We start from the raw sequence: 21,417 nt of genomic DNA on the forward strand, positions 1-21,417 counted from the left end.
CGCCGAATAAGGCTTTTGTGGCCCATTCGGCGGAAAAAACGGCCAGCAAGTGTAGCGGAATCGCCTTCGCGCTTAAACAGCCCACCCATTTGTCGCGAATTCCGGGCCACCGCCGGCGGCTCAAACCGGTATTTATGCCCTTGTAATTGCGTTGAACGCCCGGCCTGTTTATTGTCAAGCAAGTTTCGTGCGATCCCGCACCGCGCCAGCGGTCGACTCGGCGAAGGGGACATGGATTTGCTCACGCCCGGCGGCGTCGGGCCTGCTCAAATTCCGCGTGAGCAAATCCGTGTTTCCTTGGAGACGGGACGAGGTCATGTTGCCGACCGAGCATCAGGTCCTGCGTACGGACGCTGCGGGCATGCCACTGGAATGGATCGGCCTGGAACAGGCCGTGCGCCTCTATTACACCGAGCAGGTCGCCTACGCCTGCGGGAGTCTGCTGTATCGCGTGCGCGGCGGCATCAACGCCCGCACCGGGCTGCAGTCCCGAGTCGAGGTCAACTCGATCATCGCCACCTTCGGCACCCGCCAGTCCCGCTTCAATCACTACATCCCGCCGCTCAACAACACCACTCTGTTTCGCCGCGACGCACATCTGTGCCTGTACTGCGGCCAGCACTTCTGCGAGCGTGATCTCTCGCGCGACCACGTCACCCCGATCAGCCAGAACGGGGCGGATACCTGGAACAACGTGGTCACCGCCTGCAAACGCTGCAACAACCACAAGGCCGGGCGCACCCCCGAGCAGGCCGACATGCAGCTGCTGGCGATTCCGTTCACGCCCACCCACGCGGAGTACATCTATCTGAAAGGCAAGCGGGTGCTGGCCGACCAGATGGAGTTCCTGCTGGCGCATTTCCCCCGGACCAGCCCCCTGCGCGGCCGCCTCGGCTGATCGCACCCGCGCGCCTCGTGCGCGGCTCGCGCTATCCTTGGCAGGGAACCAACGCAACTGGCGTGACTCCGACAGGAGTCATCCACCCTCTATTGCCGCAGGGAGCACCATGAAGTACTTCGGAGAAGCGGATTACCGCCACGGCCAGCCGCGCAAGGCGGGCGTACTGCTGACCAACCTCGGTACGCCGGACGAGCCCGCCGCCCCGGCGCTCAAGCGCTATCTGAAGGAATTCCTCTGGGACCCGCGCGTGGTCGAGTTCCCGCGCCCGCTGTGGTGGCTCATTCTCAACGGCATCATCCTCAATATCCGCCCGAAGCGTTCGGCCGCCAAGTACGCCACCGTCTGGACCGACGACGGCTCACCGCTGCTGGCCATCTCGCGGCGCCAGGCCGAGGGCGTGCGCAAGCGTCTGGCCGAACAGGTCGGCGAGGAGGTACCGGTCGCGCTGGGGATGCGCTACGGCAACCCCTCCATCGAGGCGGGCCTGGACGAGCTGCGCCGCCAGGGCGTTCGCCGCGTGATCGTGTTGCCCCTGTACCCGCAATATTCCGGGAGCACCACCGGCTCCACCTTCGACGCGGTGGCCGACGTACTGAAGGGCTGGCGCTGGGTTCCGGATCTTCAGTTCGTCGCCGCCTACGACGCCGAGCCCGGCTATATCGAAGCACTGGCCAGCAGCGTGCGCGAGCACTGGAATGCGCACGGCCGGGCGGACCGCCTGGTGATGTCGTTCCACGGCATCCCGAAGCGCTATCTGCTCAAGGGTGACCCGTACCACTGCCTGTGCCATGCCACCGGCCAGAAACTGGCTGCAAGGCTGGGTCTGAACGACGACCAGTGGCAGGTGACCTTCCAGTCGCGTTTCGGCCGCGAGGAGTGGCTGAAGCCCTATACCGACAAGACGATGAAGGCGCTGCCCAGGGAGGGCGTGCGCACGGTGGACGTGATCTGCCCCGGTTTCTCGGCCGACTGCCTGGAAACCATCGAGGAGATCGGCGACGAGAACCGCGAGATCTTCCTCAAGGCCGGTGGCGAACGCTTCCACTACATCCCGGCGCTGAACGACCGGTCCGACCACCTCGACTTCCTGGCCGGACTGGCCCGCCAGCACATCGCCCCGTGGCTGGACGATCCGGACAATGCCCCCGAGGCACGCGCCGCCGCCCGTGAACGGGCGCTGGCCCTGGGCGCGCAGCAGTAGGCCGCGATGGACGAGACCACCGCGCCCGGGCGAGTCGGCGAACCCGGCGAGACCGAGATCGGCGCCGTGATCATCGGCGACGAGCTGCTCAGCGGGAAGCGCCGTGACCGGCACCAGGAACACCTCACCGCGGCCCTGGCGGAGAAGGGGCTGGAGCTGGCCTGGATCCGTATTGTCGGGGACCACGCCGGCCGCCTGACGCAGACCTTTCGCGAGACGCTGGCAACCGGGGCGGAGGTCTTCAGCTTTGGCGGGATCGGGGCCACGCCGGATGATCGCACCCGCGCCTGCCTCGCCGAGGCGCTTGGGCTTCCCCTGCGGCCGCACCCGGATTTCATGACTATCCTCGAGGAACGCTTTGGCGCAGAGGCCTGGCCGCATCGCGTGCGCATGGCCGAATTGCCGGAAGGGGCCAGCCTGATCCCGAATCCGGTCAACGGCATCCCGGGGCTCAGCTGCCAGCGGCATCACTGCGTGCCGGGATTCCCGGTCATGGCCGAACCGATGGTGCGCTGGGTGCTGGACCAGCGTTTCCCCGGGCGCGATGCCGCCGCCGGCTCGGTCGAGGAGGTGCTGGTGCTCGAGAACGTGACCGAGAGCCGCCTGGTCCCGGTGCTCGAGGCCATGGAGGCGGCATTCCCCGATTTGCGCATCTCCTGTCTGCCACGGATGGACCGCCAGGCCCCGCAGGTCGAGCTGGGCCTGCGCGGCCCCCGCGCCCGCGTCACCGAGGGGCAGGCCGCGCTGCGCCAGTCCTTGATCGCGGCGGGTTTTTTGACCCCCTGCTGAGTCCCAGGGAGACGCGTGATTCAATCAGCGTCTCCCTGGTGGTCGGCAGGCAGCCGGTTCTTGCCGCACTTGTCATCATGAGCCTCGCAATTTCGGGTTTGCGTGCCCCGTCCTGGGGCGTGTTCGCCCGTACGTGATGCATGGGGCCCGCGCCGCCATGTGGATCCTTTTCCCTCTGTACCGCAAAGCCCCTTGGAAACAGCGCCTTAAGCCTCTTTCTAGGTGCCCCGGGGGTATTGGCATGGATGCTGCTCTCACTTCAGGGCGTAAGAACACGTCAGAACAAGTTGAGTCGTGGCGTTACAGATCAATCCATTGGGCAAGACCTGGTGGCCGCGAGGGAAGGGGTTCAAATGACAAACAAGACTGTGCCTGTAGCAGACGAGACGGTGGAGACCACTCCTTCCGTGTCTGACAACACGATATCGACGGCCCAGACAACGGATACTGCGCCTTCGTCGCTGGAAGCCCCTCGAGCGGGCGCGTCCCCGTCTGGTGGAACGGGTGACGTCTCTATCGGCGAGCGCCTGAAGGTTTTGAGCGGTACCTGGTGGGCACGCTACAGCGTCCGCGCGCTCTCGGTGGTGGTGCTGATTGGCCTTTGGCATCTGGCTTCCGTCAATGACTTCCGACTGCTCCTCAACTTCGAAAATGTACCTCGACCCGGTGTTGTGGGCGCGGTTCTGCTGGATCTGTTGTCGTCGGATCTCTTCTATCGGCATATCGGTGCCAGCGTCGAGCGCGTCGCCATCGCCTTTGGCTTGGCCACGGTCTCCGGTGTTGCTCTTGGTGTCTTCATGGGCCGGAATCGATTTGTGGAGGATGTCTTCTCCCCTTACGTGGAGATCTTTCGGCCCATCCCGGCGGTGGCCTGGATCCCGCTGGCGATCCTGATGCTCCCAACAGAACAGAGCAGCATCATCTTTATTACCTTTCTTGGGGCCTTTTTCCCGATCGTGCTGAACACCATGCACGGGGTTGATCAGACGCCCAAGGACCTCGTGCGGGCCGCCCGCGCACTGGGCGCTTCCAGTGGCTCGATTCTGATTCATGTCGTCCTGCCGGCGGCCCTGCCCAGCATCGTGGCGGGAATGGCCATTGGCATGGGCATCGCCTGGTTCTCGTTGCTGGCGGGCGAGATCATCAGTGGCCAGTACGGGATCGGCTACTTCACCTGGAGTTCCTACTCACTGGTTCAGTACCCGCAGATCATTGTCGGGATGGTAACGATCGGCCTCCTGGGGACCCTGTCCACGCTGTTGGTGCGCTATGGCGCCCGGCCGTTCCTGCGCTGGCAGCGCTAGGGCCAACCGCACCTCTTTCGGATCATGCTAAGCAACGGGATAGCGCAATGAGAATTGGAAACCTCTGGGCCTTCGGCGAGGGGCCATCACGCAAGAAATCCGCACCTGGTGGGACGCTGACGGGGCGTCCAGCGGCGGGTCGGGTTCAGGTCTCGGACGTGTCCATCGAGTTCAACACCAGTGGGCGTCGCAACCTGGCGGTGGATGGCGCGAATCTGGAGATCGAGCCGGGCGAATTCATCTGCCTGCTGGGGCCTTCAGGCTGTGGCAAGTCGACCTTGATGAATTCAGTGGCCGGATTCGTCGCGCCCACGTCGGGGCGTGTCGAAGTGGATGGCAAGCGGGTCCGCGGGCCGGGGCCGGAACGGGGCATGGTGTTCCAGCAGCACTCGTTGTTTCCCTGGAAGAGTGTGCGCAAGAACGTCGCCTTTGGCCCCCTCATGGCCGGTCACTCGAAGACCGAGTCCGACAGCATCGCGCGTACCTTTCTCGGGATGGTAGGGCTGTCGGCGTATGAGAATCACTTTCCGGCGCAATTGTCCGGGGGCATGCAGCAGCGGGTCGGCATCGCGCGCGCCTTGGCGAATTACCCGGACGTATTGCTGATGGATGAGCCGTTTGGGGCGCTGGATGCCCAGACCCGAGCGATGATGCAGCAAAACCTGGTGGATCTGCGCCAGGAGTTTCACACCACCATCGTGTTCGTTACGCATGACATCGAGGAGGCCGTGTTCCTGGCGGACCGGATCATCGTGATGAGCGCCAGCCCGGGACGGTTGATCAAGGATATTCGCGTCGACATCCCGCACCCGCGTACCCACGAGGTGGTGACCGAGCCCCGATTCGTTGAGCTGAAAAAACAGTGCCTGGACCTGATTCGGGCCGAGACGACACGGGCATTCGAGCAGCAGGGGCAGTCGGTCTAGAGCCATATGGGCACTGGATCCGTATGCTCCTCATAACTTGTTATGATAGGGTAGTACATATGCTGGATATACACCGCCAAATAGGGCTTGCAAGCACGGTACCTCCGCGTCCCGTTGGCCGGTCCGGCGGATCCAGACCGCTCTACGGCTGGGTCCGCGACAGCCTGCGCCGCGAGATCCTTCAGGGTGTGCGCGCGCCAAACGAGCGCCTGGCCACTGAAAAAGAGCTGATTGAGGCTTTCGGGGTCAGCCGGATCACGGTGCGTCGGGCGCTTCGCGAGTTGTGTGCCGAAGGCCTGGTGGTGACGGCGCAGGGGCGTGGAATATTCGTCGCCCGACCGCGGGTCAGCCAGGAGCTGCGGCGCATGGAGGCCTTCGGCGAGACGGTGACCAGCCAGATCGGCGAGGCCGATGTGCGCCTGCTTTCCATGCAGGAGATGACCCCGCCTTCGCGGGTGGCGCGCGAGCTGGGCCTGGCGCCCGACGACACGGTTACCCGTATTCGCCAGGTGCAGTATGTGCGCTCGGAGCCGGTGATGGTCAGCGAGAGTTTTCTGCCCCTGGCCATCGGCCGGCGGATCTTCAGCCGGGATCTGACGGTGGACACATTGTCCGTTCTCAAGAATCGCCTGGGTCTCGGGGTGCGGAGTGCCCGTATCGAAATCGAGGCCTGTCACCCGGAGCCTGGGGTCCAGAAAGCGCTGGCGCTCTCGGTGGAGGCCCCTGTCCTGAAACTCACCCGTGTCTTTCTCGACCGCAGCGGTCGGGCCTTTGACGTGGAGTGCCTGTCGTTCCGCGAAGACACCTTCAACTGCAAGTTCCGTACGGATCCCAATGAGGAGTACCTATGAAAGTCAGCGAAATCAAAACAGTCGAGATGGATGTCCTGGTGATCGGCGGCGGGACCGGCGGGCCGCTGGCGGCGGTGACGGTCAAGGAGGAAAACCCGGACCTGAGCGTGATGCTGCTGGAAAAGGCCAACGTGAAACGCTCCGGCGCCATCTCCATGGGGATGGATGGCCTGAACAACGCCATCATCCCGGGCCGGGCCACGCCCGAGCAGTATGTAAAGGAGATCACCACGGCGAATGACGGCATCGTCCATCAGAAGGCGGTCCTGGCCTATGCCGAGCGTTCCTACGACATGATTCAGAAGCTGGACTCCTGGGGGGTGCACTTCCAGAAGGACGAGACTGGCGATTACGACGTGAAGAAGGTCCATCACATGGGGAGCTACGTGCTGCCCATGCCCGAGGGCCACAACGTCAAGAAGATCCTGTATCGGCGTCTGCGCCGTAACCGGGTCAAGGTGGAAAATCGCTATCAGGCCACCCGCCTGTTGAAGGATCGCGACGGCAAGATCGCCGGGGCCTTCGCAGTGAACACCCGGACCTCCGAGCCGCTGCTGATCCGCGCCAAGGCGGTGATCATGGCGACGGGTGCGGCCGGGCGCCTGGGCCTGCCGACCTCCGGTTATCTGTACGGCACCTACGAGAACCCGACCAATGTGGGCGAGGGGCATGCGATGGCCTATCACGCCGGCGCCGACCTGGCGAACCTGGAGTGTTACCAGATCAACCCGTTGCTGAAGGACTACAACGGTCCGGCCTGTGCCTACGTGACCGGCCCGCTGGGCGGCTACACCGCGAATGCCCAGGGCGAGCGCTTCATCGAGTGCGACTACTGGTCGGGCCAGATGATGCTGGAGTTCTACCGCGAGCTGGAAGGGGGCAAGGGCCCGGTGTACCTGAAGGTGGATCACCTCGCCGAGGAGACCATCCAGGAGATCGAGACGGTCCTGCATACCAACGAGCGCCCGTCGCGAGAACGCTTCCATGCCGGGCGCGGTACCAACTATCGCGAGCACATGCTGGAGATGCACATCTCCGAGGTCGGTTTCTGCAGCGGCCACTCGGCTTCCGGGGTGTGGATCAACGAACACGGCGAGACCACGGTGCCGGGCCTGTATGCGGCCGGGGACATGGGCTCGGTGCCGCACAGTTACATGCTGGGCGCATTCGTATACGGCCAGATCTGCGGCGAGAGCGCGACGCGTTACGTCAGCGACTGGACCGACGCACCACTGGACGAGTCGTTGATTGCGGCGGAACTCGAACGCGTGATGGCACCGCTGAATGCGGAGGACGGTATTCCGCCGGAGCAGATGGAATACAAGGTGCGCCGTCTGGTGAACGACTACCTGCAGCCGCCCAAGGTCACCAAGAAGATGGAGATCGGGCTCAGCCGCATCCTGCAGGTGCGCGAGGACCTGGCCAAGCTCCACGCCCGGGATCCCCACGAACTGCTGCGTGCCCTCGAGGTGCATGCGATTGTCGACTGCGCCGAGATGGCGGCGCGTGCCTCGATGGCGCGCAAGGAATCCCGCTGGGGGCTGTACCACTACTCCATCGACCACCCCGAGCGCGACGACGAGAACTGGTTCTGTCACAGCCGCCTGTACAAGGGCGAGGACGGGTCCATGTGCACCGGTACGCGTGCGGTGGACCCCTACATCATCCCGCTGGACGACGACGAGCTGTCGGCCTACCAGTCCATGCGGATCGAAAACACCGATGAAGTCCCGGCTGAATAAAGGGGAAGTGACATGCCTGTAGCCAACCACAAGACGACCGTCCCGGTGGTCGTTGATGAAGAGAAGTGCATCGCCGACAAGGGGTGCCGGGTCTGCATCGACGTCTGCCCGCTGGATGTCCTGCTGATCGACGAGGTCACGGGCAAGGCCCACATGCATTACGACGAGTGCTGGTACTGCATGCCTTGCGAGAAGGACTGCCCGACCGACGCAGTCACTGTGAACATTCCGTATCTGCTGAGCTGAAGGTGAACCCGATGAGCGAATATGACGATCCAGAACTGCAGGACATTGCCGACAAGCTGGCCTCCGACGACGTGGAGATGCGCCGCGTCGGGGTCCTGGCCCTGGTGGACAGTGCGGAGCCCGAAGCGGCCGACCTGCTGACCCAGGCCCTGAAAGACCCCGACCCCTCGGTCCGCCGAGAGGCGGCCAAGGTCGTCGACGAGTTCGAGTCGGCCGATATCGCCGATGCCCTGCTCGCGGCGCTCAGCGATAGCGACGAGGCGGTACGTAATGCTGCCGCCCACGCCCTGGCGGACCTGAAAGATACCGACGCGGCCCAGCCGTTGCTGGATGCCCTGAAGGGCAGTGACGACCCATTCGTCATTATCGGTGTGCTCGGGGCACTCAAGCCCATGCGGCTCGCCGAGAGCTGCGAACCCGCTCTGGCCATGCTGCAACATTCCGATGCAGGGGTGCGCCGTGAAGCGGTCTCCGTGCTCGGGTGGTTGCGGTCGCCGGCCAACCTTCCGGTGTTGATGGAGCGGGCCCGCGAGGATTCCGACCCGGATGTTCGGCGGGTGGCGGTGAGTGCCCTGTCGTACGGCGATCCCGACTCCGTTGTGGATGCGTTGCTGGGTGGCCTGCGAGACGAAAACTGGCAGGTTCGAACCGAGGCGGCCTCCATGATCGGCAAGCTGCGCCTGCGCGCCGCACTCCAGAGCCTGATCGAGGCGACCCGCGACGCCTTCTGGCAGGTGCGTGAGAAGGCCGTGGAGGCGCTGGGCACCCTGGGTGATCCGAAGGCGGTCGAGGCGGTGGGTGTTTGCACCGATGACCCGGTGTCGAATCTGCGCAAGGCCGCGGTCGGCGCGCTGGGCGAGATCGGTGACGCTCGGGCCAGCGCGTATGTGGAAAGCGCCCTGGACGACCCCGACCCCGACGTCCGCAAGACGGCCCTGTGGGCCCAGTCGAAACTGCGCGTGGCGAGCTGATTCGCCGCGCGTGTTTCCCCAAGTGTTCCCTGCAGCCGAACGGAGACGACCGTGACCTACGTAGTGAATGAAAACTGTATCCGGTGCAAGTACACCGATTGTGTCGAGGTGTGCCCGGCGGACTGCTTCCACGAGGGTCCCAACATGCTGGTGATCGACCCGGTGGAGTGCATCGACTGTGACCTGTGTGTTCCGGAATGTCCGCCCGAGGCCATTCAGCCAGAGGGCGAGCTGACCGAGGATCAGAAACATCTCCTCGATTTGAATGCCGAGCTGGCGGCTATCTGGCCGGTAATAACTTCTGCGAAAGACCCGCTGCCCGACGCGGAAGAGTGGATCGAGCGCACGGGCAAGCTGGCCGAGCTGGAGCGCTGATTCATTATGTCGCATCTTGTCATTACAAGCTGGGTAACGCGCGGCGCCTTTTTGGGGGCGTGGTTGACCGGCGTGGCCACCCTGCTTGGGGCGCGTCCGGTGGACGACCCGGACAACCCCCTGTTGTGGCCGCCGGTCACCACCCTGGTGATCGAGGAGACCGTGCTCGCGGAACTCGCCCGAACCTGTCCTGTGGAGGGCGGCCCGATGGCCGCCGGAGGTAGCGCGTAATGAGCATGCAACCGCCCGACGAGATCCGTCTGCAGGGGCAGACCGGCGAGGTTCAGTTCTGCTGGCCGTCCGGCGAGGTCACCTGCAAACGCTTCGAGGCATTGCGCCTGGCCTGTCGCTGTGCCCATTGCACCGTGGCGCGGCGCAGGGATGAGCCGGTAACGGATGCCGCTCAAGTGGACGTGGTCGACATCGTTCCGTTCGGGATCAGCGGGGTGCGTTTCGTGTTCTCCGATGGTCACGAGCAGGGCATCTATCCGTGGCGCTATCTGTGGGAGATCAGCAGCGCCCGGGCCCCGGCCCATTCAATCAATGATGGAAGCACAACCCGACTCGAATCTGGGAGGTAGACCCCATGGCAGCCTGTGACCCACAAGAAGTGCTGAGCGTGCACCACTGGAATGACACGTTGTTCAGCTTCAAGACCACGCGCGATCCGGGCCTGCGCTTCGAGAACGGTCATTTCGTGATGATCGGCCTCGAGGTGGAGGGCAAGCCCTTGCTGCGGGCCTACAGCATCGTGAGCCCGAACCACGAGGAATACCTCGAGTTCCTGAGCATCAAGGTGCCGGATGGTCCATTGACCTCGCGCCTGCAGCACATCAATGAGGGTGACCAGCTCCTGGTAAGCCGCAAGGCGACTGGCACGCTGGTGATCCACGATCTGCTACCGGGCAAGAACCTGTATCTGTTCGGTACGGGTACCGGACTTGCGCCCTACATGAGCATCATCCGCGATCCGGAGACCTACGAGCGCTTCGAGAAGGTCATCCTGGTCCACGGTGTCCGCTTCAAGAGTGAGCTGGCCTACCAGGAATACCTGACCGATGAGCTCCCGAACCACGAATACCTCGGCGAGCTCGCGCAGGAGCAGTTGCTCTACTACCCAACGGTCACGCGCGAGGACTTCGTGCATCAGGGCCGCATCACCGACCTGATCGAGAACGGCAAGATGGCCGAAGACCTCGGTCTGCCGCAGCTCGACCCGAAACAGGACCGCGCCATGATCTGTGGCAGCCCGGCGATGCTCGAGGACCTGTCGAACCTGCTGGATCAGATGGGCTTCACCGCCTCGCCCAAGACGGGTGTGCCGGGCGAGTACGTGATCGAGCGGGCCTTTGTCGAGCAGTAGTCCGGCGGCGCCGACTGAGCGGGAGATCACCATGGAACGCGAGCAGATCGAGATGGATGTGGTCATCGTCGGTGCCGGGCCTGCGGGTCTCGCGGCCGCGATCCGGCTGCGCCAGTTGGCGCAGGACCAGGGCCGGGACGACCTCTCGGTCTGCGTACTGGAAAAGGGGCCCGAGGTCGGGGCGCATATCCTTTCCGGTGCGGTGATCGATCCGCGCTCACTGGACGAGTTGATTCCCGACTGGCGCGATCTAGGAGCGCCGTTAAAAACGCCGGCCGTCGACGATCACTTCCTGTTGCTGCGCGAGCATGGAAGCCTGCGGCTGCCCACCCCGGCTGCATTGCGCAACGAGGGCCACTATGTGGGCTCGCTGGGCAACCTGTGCCGCTGGCTCGGCGAGCAGGCGGAGGCGCTGGGCGTGGACATTTACCCGGGCTTCGCGGCGGCCGAGGTGCTGTATGACGAACAGGGTGCCGTGCGTGGTGTGGCCACCGCGGACACCGGCTTGCAGCCGGACGGTACGCCCGGCCCGCAGCACGAGCCCGGTGTGGAGATCGTGGCCGGGCGAACCCTGCTGGCGGAGGGCTGCCGTGGATCGTTGAGCCAGCAGGTGATTGCCGCCTACGAACTGGATCAAGATGCCGATCCGCAGACCTACGGGATTGGCATCAAGGAGGTCTGGGAAGTGGATGAATCCGTCCACCGGCCGGGCACCGTGGTGCATACCGTCGGCTGGCCCCTGGACGCTCGAACCTACGGCGGCGGCTTCCTGTACCACTTCGACGAGCGCCGCGTGTCCGTGGGGTTCGTGGTCGGGCTCGACTACGTCAACCCGAACCTTTCGCCCTACCAGGAGATGCAGCGGTTCAAGACCCATCCGGAGATTCGCCGCCATCTCGAGGGTGGGCGCCGCCTGTCCTATGGTGCGAGGGCCTTGGTGGAGGGTGGGGTTCAGTCCTGCCCCAAGCTGGAATTCCCGGGCGGGATGCTGGTGGGGGATGCCGCGGGCCTGCTGAACGTGGCGCGCATCAAGGGCACCCACACCGCCATGAAGTCCGGGATGCTGGCGGCGGAGGCGGTGTTCGAGCATTGGGCGAACGCACCCGAGCCGGCGGCGGCCACTGGCGTGGACCGGGCGCTGGCGGATTCCTGGGTTTGGTCCGAGCTTAGGCGCGCGCGCAATATCCGCCCCGCCTTCGCCCGCTGGGGATTGTGGGGCGGGCTGGCGTATGCCGCCGCAGACACCTACCTGTTCGGTGGCCGTGCGCCATGGACGTTCTCCCAGCACGCGGATCACGAGCAGTTACAGCGGCAGTCGGAGGCCTCGCCCATCGAGTATCCGGCGCCGGACGGGGAGCTCACGTTCCCGTTGTTGTCGTCGGTGCACCTGTCGAACACCAACCATGACGAGCACCAGCCCTGCCATCTGCGGTTACGTGATCCCGATGTCCCGATCCAGGTGAACCTGGCCGAATTCGGAGCGCCGGAGACACGCTACTGCCCGGCCGGGGTGTACGAGATTGTCGATGGCGACCAGGGGCCGCGCCTGCAGATCAACGCAGCCAACTGCGTGCACTGCAAGACCTGTGACATCAAGGACCCCACCCAGAATATCCAGTGGCAGGTACCGCAAGGCGGCGAGGGCCCGATCTATTCGGGCATGTAGGCCGCATCGAGGCCGATTGCCGGGCCGCAAAGTCAACGGGAGTGAATGCGATGAAAGTACTGGTCGGCGTGAAACGCGTGATCGATTACAACGTGAACATCCGCGTGAAGACGGATGGCAGCGGTGTCGAGACGGAAAATGTCCGGATGTCCGCCAATCCCTTCGACGAGATTGCGCTGGAGGAGGCCGTACGCCTGAAAGAGGCTGGCATCTGCAGCGAATTGCTGGCGGTGACGGTGGGTGACGAGGCCAGTCAGGAGGTTCTGCGCAGTGCCCTGGCAATGGGCGCGGACCGCGCGGTCCGGATCGATGTGCCGGAATCGCCGCAGCCCCTGAACGTGGCCGCGTTGCTGGCCGCGGTCGCGCGCGAGGAAGCCGTCGACCTGGTGCTTCTTGGCAAGCAGGCGATCGACGATGACGCCAACCAGACCGGGCAGATGACCGCTGCATTGCTCGGCTGGCCCCAGGGTACCTTCGCGTCCGAGTTGACCGTCGAAGAGGGCCGGGCGCGGGTAGCACGCGAGATCGATGGCGGGCAGCAGACCGTTGAACTGGAGCTGCCTGCCGTGGTGACAGCGGACCTGCGACTTAACGAGCCCCGGTTCGTGAAGCTGCCCGCGATGATGAAGGCGAAGAAACGCCCCATCGAGGAGCGCACGCCCGAGGCCCTGGGCGTGGATATGCGTCCGCGGGTGGAGCGGGTCAAGGTTTCCGAGCCCGTTCCCCGCGAGGCGGGTGTGAAGGTCGCGGACGTGGACGAACTGCTGGACAAGCTGCGCAACGAAGCGGGGGTGATCTGAGATGACGAACACGATACTGGTTGTAGCGGAGACGGCAGGGGATACACTGGCCGCCAGCACCTTGTCCACCCTGACGGCCGCCCGCGAACTGGACGGTCCCATCGACGTCCTGGTGGCGGGCGCACGCCCCGCGGCGGCGGCCGAAAGCCTCGCCTCGATGGCCGGGGTCCGCCGCTTGCTGCTCGCCGAGGCGCCCCATCTGGCAGGCGGCCTTGCTGAGGATCTTTCCGGGGTGGTGGCCGGACATGTCGAGCACTACAGTCATGTGCTGGCGCCCGCCACCACGTTCGGGAAAAACCTGCTCCCCCGGGTGGCGGCGCTGGTCGACATCCAGATGGTCTCGGATGTCACCGTGATCCAGGACGCGGAGACGTTCGTGCACCCGATCTACGCGGGCAATGCCAACGAAACCTTGCGGGTGCTGGAGCCGCACAAGTTGTTGACCATACGCCCGACTGCGTTCGCCAAAGAGGTGGTGGGCGGCGGTAAGGCCCAACTGGAACGCATTGACGTCGGTGAGACCCAGGCCCAGTCCCGCGAGGTCGAACTCCAACTCGACGAGTCGGACCGGCCGCAACTGGAATCCTCCGGGATCGTCGTTTCCGGGGGGCGAGCCTTCGGCAGCCTGGAGAAATTCCGTCTGCTGGAGGAGCTCGCAGCGGATCTGAACGCCGCCGTGGGCGCCTCGCGTGCAGCCGTGGATGCCGGTTATGCCCCCAACGACTGTCAGGTGGGACAGACCGGCAAGGTGGTCGCACCGGAGCTATACATTGCGGTGGGTATCTCCGGCGCCATTCAGCACCTCGCCGGCATGACCGGATCCAAGGTCATCGTCGCCATCAACAAGGATCCGGATGCCCCGATCTTCGGCGTGGCCGACTACGGCCTGGTCGGCGACCTGTTCGATATCCTGCCGGAGTTTCACGAGAAGATCCGGCAGCTGCGAAGCGAGGCCAAGCCAGAACTCGCCGAGGGTTGATGTCGGTACCGGCCGGCCCGGAGGGTGGGTGTCCCTGTATGCCTGCCAGCCGGGCGCACCGGCTAGGTGCGCCTCTTCTGACCGAAGCCCTTCCTGCAGGCGACGCCGTTCACGTATCTCGATACCCAAAGCGAGTGCGAACCGACTGTGCCCTGACCCGACTGGACGCCAGATCAGGTACATTCATGAATAGGTCGTCGGCCACGTCGACTGAATGGCCGGAGGGGCAAGCGTGAATTCCCTGGACGCACAGATCGTTCGCCTGTTGGTCGCGGATGGACGCATGTCATTCGCCGAGATCGCACGCCAGCTGGGTGTGAGTCGCGCGCATGTGCAGCACCGGGTGCAGCAGCTTCAGGATGAAGGGGTCATCGAGAAGTTCGCCGCGATCGTGGACCCGGAAAAGTTCGGCAAGTCGGTTTCCGCCTTTCTGGACATTAAGGTAGTCCCCCAGGGTCTGGAGAAAGTGGCCCGACATCTGGCCGAGCAGCCCGAAGTGGTCAGTCTCTACATCATGACCGACATGCGCAGCCTGCACGTCCATGTACTCGTGGATTCCTATGACGATCTCTACAGCCTGATTCAATCACAGGTTTCCACGCAGCCGGATGTCTCGAGTGTCGAGAGCCAGACACTCCTGAAGCGGATCAAGAACCGCCGCGGTGGTGCCCGCCTGTAGTCTGCCTCCCAGTGCTGAGTGCCATAAACTCAGTGTTCCCCGATTGTTTCTTCGACCGGTTGTGTTGCTGCGCTCGAATGGTGCGCTGTGCACCATATTGGACGCACCCCTTCACTTGGCCGAACTCGACAAAAGGGCTTTTTGCTTGTCTCTTCCCAACCGAAAATCGTCCGGCTGCCATTCCGTGCTTGACGTTTGTTGTTTCGACCCCTCTCCAGGTTGCAATTGTATCTTCCCGCCGCATGCCCCTTTGTGGATTCTTTGCTTCGTTTCGATAATTTAAATACTGATTAAATTCAGTAACTTGAAATTTTTCATTCGAATGGCACACCCCTTGCAATAACTCTATTGCGCATCAAGAACGCATGACATCCCGCACCTCCGGTTGGTTGAGGGTTCTGCTGCCGTGCATTTGCGATCGCGACCGTTTTTACATATGAGAGGACTTGACCAATGAAGATCCCTGAGTTTGCGCGACTGAACCTGCGAGGCGTTGTGTTGAGCCTTGCATTGGTTGGGGCCATGGCTGGAGTTCCGTCCGCGGCGGCCGACTATCCCGACAGCCCGATTTCTGTCTACCTTCCACTGGGTCCCGGTGGAGCGACTGACAATCTGGCGCGAATCGCCACCAATAAGGCTTCGGAAGAGCTTGGCCAGCGCTTTTCGATTGAACACCGTCCGGGCGCGGGTGGTTCCGTTGCTTCGAATACCGTGGCGAATGCATCGGCCGATGGCTACACCCTGCTGTTTGCAAACTTCGCCACCCACGCGGTGACGCCGTCCCTGTTTGCGTCGCTCCCCTACGACCCGATCGAGGACTTCGCGCCGGTCAGCCTGCTGGCCTCCCAGGCTCACCTGGTTTTGGTACCCACCGATTCCGGTATCGAGTCTCTCGATGACCTGATCGCAGCGGCTGAAGGCGACACCCTGCGTTTCGCTTCCTCCGGTATCGGCAGTCCGCTGCACCTGGCGGCTGAATTCTTCGCGAGCACCCTGGGCGTAGAGATGGAGCACGTCCCCTACGAGAGTAGCGCCCCGGCCCTGCAGGATCTGATTGCGGGTCGCGTCGACTTCATGTTCGACAACATCTCTTCGGGTAAAGGCTTCGTTGAAAGTGGCGACCTGCATGCCGTCATGGTCACGAGCCAGGAGCGCTCCACCCTGTTGCCCGACGTGCCGACCGCCATGGAATCGGGTCTGGACGATTTCGAGACCTATGGCTGGTGGGGAATCAAGGCCCCCGCCAATACACCGGATGCGATCGTCGAGCGGTTGAGTGAGGTTTTTCAGTGGGCCATGAAGTCCGACGATGTGGTCGAGACGCTTGAATCGCAGGGCTTTGTAACGATCGGTTCGACGGCGAGCGAGTTTGAAACCCATGTTGCCGATGAAATCGCGAAGTGGGCGATCGTCCTCGAAGACGCTGGACTGAAAGGTTCGCAGTAGCCCCATTCCCCAGTGACACGGAAAGCACAGGTAAAAACCACCATGCATACCGAAAAGCGCTTGCAGGAATTGGGGATCGATCTGCCGGAACCGCGAACGGTCCCCGCCAACTTCATTCCCTGCGTGCAGGTACGCGACCTGGTGTGGGTTTCTGGAACGCTCGGCACCGTCAAGGACGAAAGCGGTGCCGACAGGATCCCCAAGCCCGGAAAGCTGGGACGTGAGATCAGTGACGAAGAGGGTTATCAATCGGCGCGTCGCTGCGCCCTGAATCACCTCGCCTGGCTCAAGGACTATCTCGGTGATCTCGACCGCATTCAGCGAATTGTGAAGATCAATGGGTACGTGAATGGGGTCGAGGGATTTGACCGAGGCCCCTGGGTTGCGGACGGGGCTTCCGATCTTCTGGTCGAGGTCCTGGGCCCGGAGCGCGGCCAGCACGCCCGGGCCATCGTGGTGGTGGCGGGTCTGGCTTTCCAGGCCCCTATCGAGACCGAAATGGTTGTACAGATCGATCCTGATTGATCACGCAGGTAAACGCCATGTTCGATGACGCCATGAGAAGTGAGATTACTGAGCGCCCGAAATTCCAGGCTCGGGCCTATGCGGGTACGTACATCGATGTTGCCGTCGTGGCGGAGCGTTTGCGGAACCGGCTGAGCTGGGGCTGGTTGTTCAATACCCATACCGGCTCCGGATTCTTGCTCCTGCTGGTGTGCGCACCGTTCATTCTCGGCCTGGAAAGGCTTCCGATTGGCACGTTGCAACGAATAGGTCCGGGAATGGTCCCGGGCCTCGTCCTGGCCGTGGCACTGCTTATTGCAGGCGGCCTGTTGATATGGGGCATGTTCGGTCCCGGCATCAAGCCTCGGCTGGATGCGTTGGACCTGGACTGGCAGGGGCTGCGCGGGATCTTGATGATATCGGGTGGGGTGCTGGCCTTCATGGCCTTGCTACCGAGCCTGGGTCTTGTGATTGCGGCTTTCGTGACGTCACTGATCTCGTCCATCGCGCGCCCACCTTTCCGGCCCCTGTCGGCGGTGGCGCTTGCCACCTTCAATACGGCGGCGATCTGGATCGTATTCGTCGTCCTGCTTGATCTGCACTTTCGCGCGTTCCCCAGGAACATGCCGTGGATGTTCTGATCGGCCTTGCCGGTGGTTTTGCAGCGGCCTTCACGCTGCAGAATCTTCTCTATGTTCTTCTCGGAGTTACGCTTGGGACGTTCATCGGCGTGCTCCCCGGAATCGGTTCGATGGCGGCCATCGCCATGCTCCTGCCGATTACCTTCTACATGCCGCCGGCCAGTGCCCTGATCCTTCTCGCCGGTGTCTATTACGGTGCCGAGTACGGTGGCTCCATCACGTCGATTCTGCTCAACATCCCGGGTACGCCTTCCTCGGCGGTGACCTGCCTGGATGGGCATCCGATGGCGCTCTCCGGACGGGCAGGCGTGGCCTTGCTCATCACGGCAGTGGCTTCTTTGGTGGGGTCTTCAGTCGCGATCTTCTTTCTGACTTTTGCGGCCCCGGCGCTCGGACGGTTGGTACTGAATTTTGGACCTGCCGAGTACTTTGCGGTGATCCTGTTCGGCCTGGTAGCGACATCGACCATCACTAACGGCAGTACGGCGAAGTCACTGGCGATGGTGGCCGTTGGCGTGCTGCTCGGACTGATTGGGATGGACCAGAACTCGGCGGTCGCCCGGTTCACGTTTGGCATACCCGAACTGTTCGACGGGATTGACCTGATCGTTCTGGCGATGGGCCTGTTTGGGATCTCCGAGATCATGCGCTCCATGGTCATGCGTTCCGGGCATCTTGCCACGGCACAGGTCAGCCTCAAGTCGATGATTCCGACACGCGAGGATCTGCGGGCTTCGGGTTTCCCAATGGTTCGGGGCACGGCCGTTGGCTCGTTCCTGGGGACGCTCCCCGGTGCCGGCCAGACCATTGCGTCCTTCGTCGCCTACGCGGTGGAGAAACGGGTTTCACGAACCCGGGAACGCTTTGGAAAGGGCGCGATCGAGGGCATTAGTGCGCCGGAATCGGCCAACAATGCCGCGGCGCTGACCGCCTTCATTCCAACGCTGTCGATGGGCATACCGGGCAGTGCCACCATGGCTCTAATGCTGGGTGCCCTGATGATTCACGGCATTACACCGGGACCGAATTTCGTGACCCAGAACAGCGACATGTTCTGGACGCTGATCGCCAGTTTCTGGATTGGCAGTTTCCTGCTGATCCTTCTGAACATCCCCTTGATCGGGCTGTGGGTAAGGATTCTCAAGATCCCCTATCAGTTGCTTTTTCCCATGATCATCGTGCTGCTCTGCATTGGTGTTTACAGCGTCAACAACAGCCCCTTCGATGTCGGGCTCGCGCTGATGCTGGGCGTGATCGCCGTCTTCCTGCGGAGCTATGGATTCGAGATGGCGCCTGTGCTGATTGGTTTCATTTTGGGGCCGATGCTGGAGCGGTACTTCCGCCGTTCCATTCAGCTGGGCCGTGGCGAGGCGGAATACTTTGTTTCCAGTGGGATCAGCATGTTTTTCCTGGCCGCGACGGTCTTGCTGTTGCTCATGGCGGTGGTGGCGGGTGTGCGTAGCGTGCTTCGGGGCCGCACCGAATCCAGTGCCATTCACTCCTTGAGATCGTAAAGAGGTAGAGGATGAGAAACTTCGAGCAACCCGGCCGCTCCACGGTGCATGCGACCAGCGGCATGGTGGCAACCTCCCATTCGCTCGCCAGTGTCGAAGCGCTGCAGGTTTTGCGTGATGGCGGCAATGCGATGGACGCGGCCCTGGCGGCCTGCGCCGTGCAGTGTGTAGTCGAGCCGGGGTCAACGGGTATTGGCGGGGACTGCTTTGCAATGATCTGGCCGGCGGGATCCGAACGTCCCGTGGCCTATAACGGCTCGGGGCGCGCGCCGGCGGCTGCGAGTCTCGAGCGACTTGCGCACATGGGGCTGGCCGACATCGAGCGGACCTCTGCCCATGCCGTGACGATACCGGGATCGGTTGAGGCCTGGTGTCGGCTGACGGCCGATCATGGGCGCCTTTCCATGCGTGAAATCCTGGCCCCCGCGATCCGTCTGGCGGGGGATGGGTACGCCGTCTCGCCACGCGTTCACTGGGACTGGAGCCGCCATCAGGAGTTATTGCGCACCCATGCACCCACCCGGTCACGTTTCCTGCCCGACGACCAGCCCCCTGCAGTGGGGTCCGTTCATCGGCAACCCGAACTCGCCAGAACCCTCGAGTGCATCGCGGAGCAGGGGACATCCGGTTTTTACGACGGGCCCGTGGCCGAGGAGATGGTGTCGGTCTTGAGTGAACTGGGCGGGTTCCATTCGCTCGAGGATTTCGCGCTCGCTCGCGGGGAGTATGTCGACCCGATCTCCACGACATTCCAGGGATACGAGGTCCACGAGTGCCCCCCGAATGGCCAGGGCATTATCGCGCTCATGTTGCTGCAGATGCTGGAGCCACTGGAGGCAGGCTGCGGTGATCCGCTGAGCCCTCAACGCCTCCATTATTTTATCGAAGCTGCCCGTATCGCCTATGCCGCGCGGGATGAGTGGGTCGCCGAACCGGATGCCATGGAAGCCGGTTTCGAGCCATTACTGGCGCACTCGTACACGGACCGGATGCGTCAAAGCCTTGATCCCGATTCCGCCGCCTCCGTGCCCGTCCAGCCGCTGTCTCCGGTGGCGGGGAATACAGTTTGTATCGCCGTGGTGGACCGCGACGGCAATGCGGTCAGCCTGATTAACTCGCTGTTCCTGAATTTTGGTAGCGGCATCCTTACACCACGGCATGGCGTGCTTTTGAACAACCGTGGCCAGGGCTTCAGCATGCAGGCGGGGCACCCGAACCAGCTGGATGGCGGCAAGCGTCCGTTGAACACGATCATCCCGGGCATGCTGTCGCACAAAGGTCGGCCGGTGATGCCGTTCGGAGTGATGGGCGGGCACTACCAGTCAGCTGGACATGCGTACATGTTGTCCAACCTGCTGCGCTTCGGGCTCGATTTGCAGGAGTCCATGGACCTGCCACGCCTGTTCCCGATTCTGGGAGAGGGGATGGTCGAAATCGAGTCCACCTTCCGTCCCGAAGTGCTGGAGGGTTTGAGGGATCGTGGCCATCGGTTGATATTCCCACCACGTCCGATTGGCGGTTCGCAGGCCATCTGGATTGATCATGCGGCCGGGACGCTCGTGGGGGCCTCCGATCACCGCAAGGACGGGTGTGCGCTTGGCTACTAATCCGAGCCGTTGTGTCGGATACCCGAGCGGGTGGGGCCACGTGCCCCGCCGTTCCCGGATCTGATCCGTGCCTGATCCCGGTCTGATCGTCTGGATGGCGGTGTTGCTCGTGGTGCTGGCCGGCATCGCCGGCATCCTGTCGGGGCTTTTGGGGGTGGGTGGGGGCATCGTCCTGGTACCCGGCCTGTTTCATATCTTTTCGCTGCTGGGTTATTCCAGCGAACAGCTCATGCAGATCTGCCTGGGGACGTCGTTGGCCACCATCGTGGTCACCTCGGCACGATCCACTTTTCTCCATCACGCGCGCGGGGCGGTGGACTGGGCCATCCTTCGGCGCTGGAGCCCCGGCATCATTGGTGGGGCGATTCTCGGGGTCTGGATCTCGGCGCAGCTCTCGTCCGAGGTGCTGCAGGTGATCTTCGGGGTGCTGGCCCTGTTGATTGCGATCCATCTGCTGGTCGGCGACCTGCGGTTTCGGATCATCACGCACCTTCCTGAAGGTGCCGTTATTAGAACGGCACCTCCGGTGATCGGATCGGTGTCCGTGATCATGGGCATAGGGGGTGGCACGCTCTCCGTTCCCCTGATGACGGCCCTGGGGACATCCATGCGCCGTGCGGTCGCGACGGCCTCAGGTATGGGGATATTGATTGCGGGGCCGGCTGCGCTTGGTTTTATGCTGGTCAACGTCGAGCCGGCCCATCAGCCACCCGGGAGCATCGGCGCCGTGAACCTGATCGCGTTTGCCTGCATCGTCAGCATTGCCTATCTCAGTGCGCCGATCGGAGTCCGTTTGGCCCACGCCCTCGATCCCCGGCCACTCAAGAAGGTCTTCGGGTTTTTCCTGCTGCTCGTCGCGCTCAACATGATCCGCGTGAGTATCTAGCCCCTCCCCCATGGCAGTGACCGGAC

Annotated in this window: 23 protein-coding genes; all 23 read left to right on the plus strand. The window is 63.2% G+C overall.

The window, feature by feature from the left end; genetic code table 11:
* Positions 1–316: 316 nt before the first annotated feature.
* The 23 genes from C936_RS0103475 (at position 317) to C936_RS0103585 (ending at position 21,391) form a co-directional block, all read left to right on the plus strand.
* Positions 317–898, plus strand: a complete 582-nt coding sequence (locus tag C936_RS0103475) for an HNH endonuclease (protein WP_018139016.1) — start codon at positions 317–319, stop codon at positions 896–898.
* Positions 899–1,007: 109 nt separating this feature from the next.
* On the plus strand, positions 1,008–2,102 hold the full coding sequence (gene hemH, locus C936_RS0103480; protein WP_018175191.1) for a ferrochelatase: 1,095 nt from the start codon (positions 1,008–1,010) through the stop codon (positions 2,100–2,102).
* A gap of 6 nt (positions 2,103–2,108) precedes the next feature.
* Positions 2,109–2,891 carry a molybdopterin-binding protein gene (locus tag C936_RS0103485; RefSeq protein WP_018175192.1) on the plus strand — a complete coding sequence of 261 codons (783 nt, stop codon included), beginning with the start codon at positions 2,109–2,111 and terminating at the stop codon, positions 2,889–2,891.
* A gap of 536 nt (positions 2,892–3,427) precedes the next feature.
* Positions 3,428–4,195 carry an ABC transporter permease subunit gene (locus tag C936_RS0103490; RefSeq protein WP_018175193.1) on the plus strand — a complete coding sequence of 256 codons (768 nt, stop codon included), beginning with the start codon at positions 3,428–3,430 and terminating at the stop codon, positions 4,193–4,195.
* A 47-nt stretch (positions 4,196–4,242) separates the two neighbouring features.
* A complete protein-coding gene (locus C936_RS0103495; RefSeq protein ID WP_038038461.1) occupies positions 4,243–5,121 on the plus strand; it encodes an ABC transporter ATP-binding protein in 879 nt (292 codons plus the stop codon).
* Positions 5,122–5,180: 59 nt separating this feature from the next.
* Entirely contained in the window at positions 5,181–5,972 is a 792-nt protein-coding gene (locus C936_RS0103500; protein WP_081616834.1) for a GntR family transcriptional regulator, read from the plus strand.
* Positions 5,969–7,714, plus strand: a complete 1,746-nt coding sequence (locus tag C936_RS0103505; RefSeq protein ID WP_018175196.1) for a fumarate reductase/succinate dehydrogenase flavoprotein subunit — start codon at positions 5,969–5,971, stop codon at positions 7,712–7,714. Before C936_RS0103500 ends, C936_RS0103505 begins: the two co-directional genes overlap by 4 nt.
* Positions 7,715–7,726: 12 nt before the next feature.
* Positions 7,727–7,960 (plus strand): ferredoxin family protein, encoded by a 234-nt coding sequence (locus tag C936_RS0103510; RefSeq protein ID WP_017942684.1) that lies wholly within the window; start codon positions 7,727–7,729, stop codon positions 7,958–7,960.
* Between the two features lie 11 nt (positions 7,961–7,971).
* Positions 7,972–8,931, plus strand: a complete 960-nt coding sequence (locus C936_RS0103515; RefSeq protein WP_018175197.1) for a HEAT repeat domain-containing protein — start codon at positions 7,972–7,974, stop codon at positions 8,929–8,931.
* Between the two features lie 51 nt (positions 8,932–8,982).
* Complete coding sequence (gene fdxA / locus C936_RS0103520; protein ID WP_018141512.1) at positions 8,983–9,306, plus strand: ferredoxin FdxA; 324 nt, start codon at positions 8,983–8,985, stop codon at positions 9,304–9,306.
* A 6-nt stretch (positions 9,307–9,312) separates the two neighbouring features.
* Positions 9,313–9,537, plus strand: a complete 225-nt coding sequence (locus tag C936_RS0103525) for a hypothetical protein (RefSeq protein WP_018175198.1) — start codon at positions 9,313–9,315, stop codon at positions 9,535–9,537.
* Positions 9,537–9,887 (plus strand): gamma-butyrobetaine hydroxylase-like domain-containing protein, encoded by a 351-nt coding sequence (locus C936_RS0103530; RefSeq protein WP_018175199.1) that lies wholly within the window; start codon positions 9,537–9,539, stop codon positions 9,885–9,887. The genes C936_RS0103525 and C936_RS0103530 overlap by 1 nt, the downstream gene beginning before the upstream one ends.
* 5 nt (positions 9,888–9,892) lie before the next feature.
* Positions 9,893–10,669: a ferredoxin--NADP reductase gene (locus tag C936_RS0103535; protein ID WP_018175200.1), complete on the plus strand. Its 777-nt coding sequence runs from the start codon at positions 9,893–9,895 to the stop codon at positions 10,667–10,669.
* 31 nt (positions 10,670–10,700) lie between these two features.
* On the plus strand, positions 10,701–12,335 hold the full coding sequence (locus tag C936_RS0103540) for an electron transfer flavoprotein-ubiquinone oxidoreductase (protein ID WP_018175201.1): 1,635 nt from the start codon (positions 10,701–10,703) through the stop codon (positions 12,333–12,335).
* A gap of 50 nt (positions 12,336–12,385) precedes the next feature.
* Positions 12,386–13,135: an electron transfer flavoprotein subunit beta/FixA family protein gene (locus tag C936_RS0103545; protein WP_018175202.1), complete on the plus strand. Its 750-nt coding sequence runs from the start codon at positions 12,386–12,388 to the stop codon at positions 13,133–13,135.
* Between the two features lies 1 nt (position 13,136).
* The gene (locus tag C936_RS0103550; protein ID WP_018175203.1) at positions 13,137–14,114 is read left to right on the plus strand and encodes an electron transfer flavoprotein subunit alpha/FixB family protein; all 978 of its coding nucleotides are present in this window, start codon (positions 13,137–13,139) and stop codon (positions 14,112–14,114) included.
* A 232-nt stretch (positions 14,115–14,346) separates the two neighbouring features.
* Positions 14,347–14,793 carry an Lrp/AsnC family transcriptional regulator gene (locus C936_RS0103555; protein WP_018141519.1) on the plus strand — a complete coding sequence of 149 codons (447 nt, stop codon included), beginning with the start codon at positions 14,347–14,349 and terminating at the stop codon, positions 14,791–14,793.
* A 453-nt stretch (positions 14,794–15,246) separates the two neighbouring features.
* Entirely contained in the window at positions 15,247–16,239 is a 993-nt protein-coding gene (locus C936_RS0103560; RefSeq protein WP_018175204.1) for a tripartite tricarboxylate transporter substrate binding protein, read from the plus strand.
* Positions 16,240–16,281: 42 nt separating this feature from the next.
* On the plus strand, positions 16,282–16,764 hold the full coding sequence (locus tag C936_RS0103565) for a RidA family protein (RefSeq protein WP_018175205.1): 483 nt from the start codon (positions 16,282–16,284) through the stop codon (positions 16,762–16,764).
* A gap of 17 nt (positions 16,765–16,781) precedes the next feature.
* Entirely contained in the window at positions 16,782–17,384 is a 603-nt protein-coding gene (locus tag C936_RS0103570) for a tripartite tricarboxylate transporter TctB family protein (protein ID WP_231362979.1), read from the plus strand.
* A complete protein-coding gene (locus C936_RS0103575) occupies positions 17,372–18,898 on the plus strand; it encodes a tripartite tricarboxylate transporter permease (protein ID WP_018175207.1) in 1,527 nt (508 codons plus the stop codon). The genes C936_RS0103570 and C936_RS0103575 overlap by 13 nt, the downstream gene beginning before the upstream one ends.
* 11 nt (positions 18,899–18,909) lie before the next feature.
* Positions 18,910–20,505 (plus strand): gamma-glutamyltransferase family protein, encoded by a 1,596-nt coding sequence (locus tag C936_RS0103580; protein WP_018175208.1) that lies wholly within the window; start codon positions 18,910–18,912, stop codon positions 20,503–20,505.
* Positions 20,506–20,572: 67 nt separating this feature from the next.
* Complete coding sequence (locus C936_RS0103585) at positions 20,573–21,391, plus strand: sulfite exporter TauE/SafE family protein (protein ID WP_018175209.1); 819 nt, start codon at positions 20,573–20,575, stop codon at positions 21,389–21,391.
* The last annotated feature ends 26 nt before the right edge of the window (positions 21,392–21,417 follow it).

Origin of the sequence: Thioalkalivibrio sp. ALJ4 (genome assembly GCF_000377225.1) — a bacterium.
GTDB lineage: Bacteria > Pseudomonadota > Gammaproteobacteria > Ectothiorhodospirales > Ectothiorhodospiraceae > Thioalkalivibrio.

What these genes read in the sequence shown, in the direction of transcription:
- C936_RS0103510 (WP_017942684.1), top strand. Translation starts at nt 7,727, where the DNA reads ATGCCTGTAGCCAACCACAAGACGACCGTCCCGGTGGTCGTTGATGAA.
- C936_RS0103550 (WP_018175203.1), top strand. Translation starts at nt 13,137, where the DNA reads ATGACGAACACGATACTGGTTGTAGCGGAGACGGCAGGGGATACACTG.
- C936_RS0103495 (WP_038038461.1), top strand. Translation starts at nt 4,243, where the DNA reads ATGAGAATTGGAAACCTCTGGGCCTTCGGCGAGGGGCCATCACGCAAG.
- C936_RS0103565 (WP_018175205.1), top strand. Translation starts at nt 16,282, where the DNA reads ATGCATACCGAAAAGCGCTTGCAGGAATTGGGGATCGATCTGCCGGAA.
- C936_RS0103485 (WP_018175192.1), top strand. Translation starts at nt 2,109, where the DNA reads ATGGACGAGACCACCGCGCCCGGGCGAGTCGGCGAACCCGGCGAGACC.
- C936_RS0103580 (WP_018175208.1), top strand. Translation starts at nt 18,910, where the DNA reads ATGAGAAACTTCGAGCAACCCGGCCGCTCCACGGTGCATGCGACCAGC.
- C936_RS0103505 (WP_018175196.1), top strand. Translation starts at nt 5,969, where the DNA reads ATGAAAGTCAGCGAAATCAAAACAGTCGAGATGGATGTCCTGGTGATC.
- C936_RS0103475 (WP_018139016.1), top strand. Translation starts at nt 317, where the DNA reads ATGTTGCCGACCGAGCATCAGGTCCTGCGTACGGACGCTGCGGGCATG.
- C936_RS0103525 (WP_018175198.1), top strand. Translation starts at nt 9,313, where the DNA reads ATGTCGCATCTTGTCATTACAAGCTGGGTAACGCGCGGCGCCTTTTTG.
- C936_RS0103515 (WP_018175197.1), top strand. Translation starts at nt 7,972, where the DNA reads ATGAGCGAATATGACGATCCAGAACTGCAGGACATTGCCGACAAGCTG.
- C936_RS0103570 (WP_231362979.1), top strand. Translation starts at nt 16,782, where the DNA reads ATGTTCGATGACGCCATGAGAAGTGAGATTACTGAGCGCCCGAAATTC.
- C936_RS0103560 (WP_018175204.1), top strand. Translation starts at nt 15,247, where the DNA reads ATGAAGATCCCTGAGTTTGCGCGACTGAACCTGCGAGGCGTTGTGTTG.
- C936_RS0103535 (WP_018175200.1), top strand. Translation starts at nt 9,893, where the DNA reads ATGGCAGCCTGTGACCCACAAGAAGTGCTGAGCGTGCACCACTGGAAT.
- C936_RS0103540 (WP_018175201.1), top strand. Translation starts at nt 10,701, where the DNA reads ATGGAACGCGAGCAGATCGAGATGGATGTGGTCATCGTCGGTGCCGGG.
- C936_RS0103500 (WP_081616834.1), top strand. Translation starts at nt 5,181, where the DNA reads ATGCTGGATATACACCGCCAAATAGGGCTTGCAAGCACGGTACCTCCG.
- hemH (WP_018175191.1), top strand. Translation starts at nt 1,008, where the DNA reads ATGAAGTACTTCGGAGAAGCGGATTACCGCCACGGCCAGCCGCGCAAG.
- C936_RS0103530 (WP_018175199.1), top strand. Translation starts at nt 9,537, where the DNA reads ATGAGCATGCAACCGCCCGACGAGATCCGTCTGCAGGGGCAGACCGGC.
- C936_RS0103545 (WP_018175202.1), top strand. Translation starts at nt 12,386, where the DNA reads ATGAAAGTACTGGTCGGCGTGAAACGCGTGATCGATTACAACGTGAAC.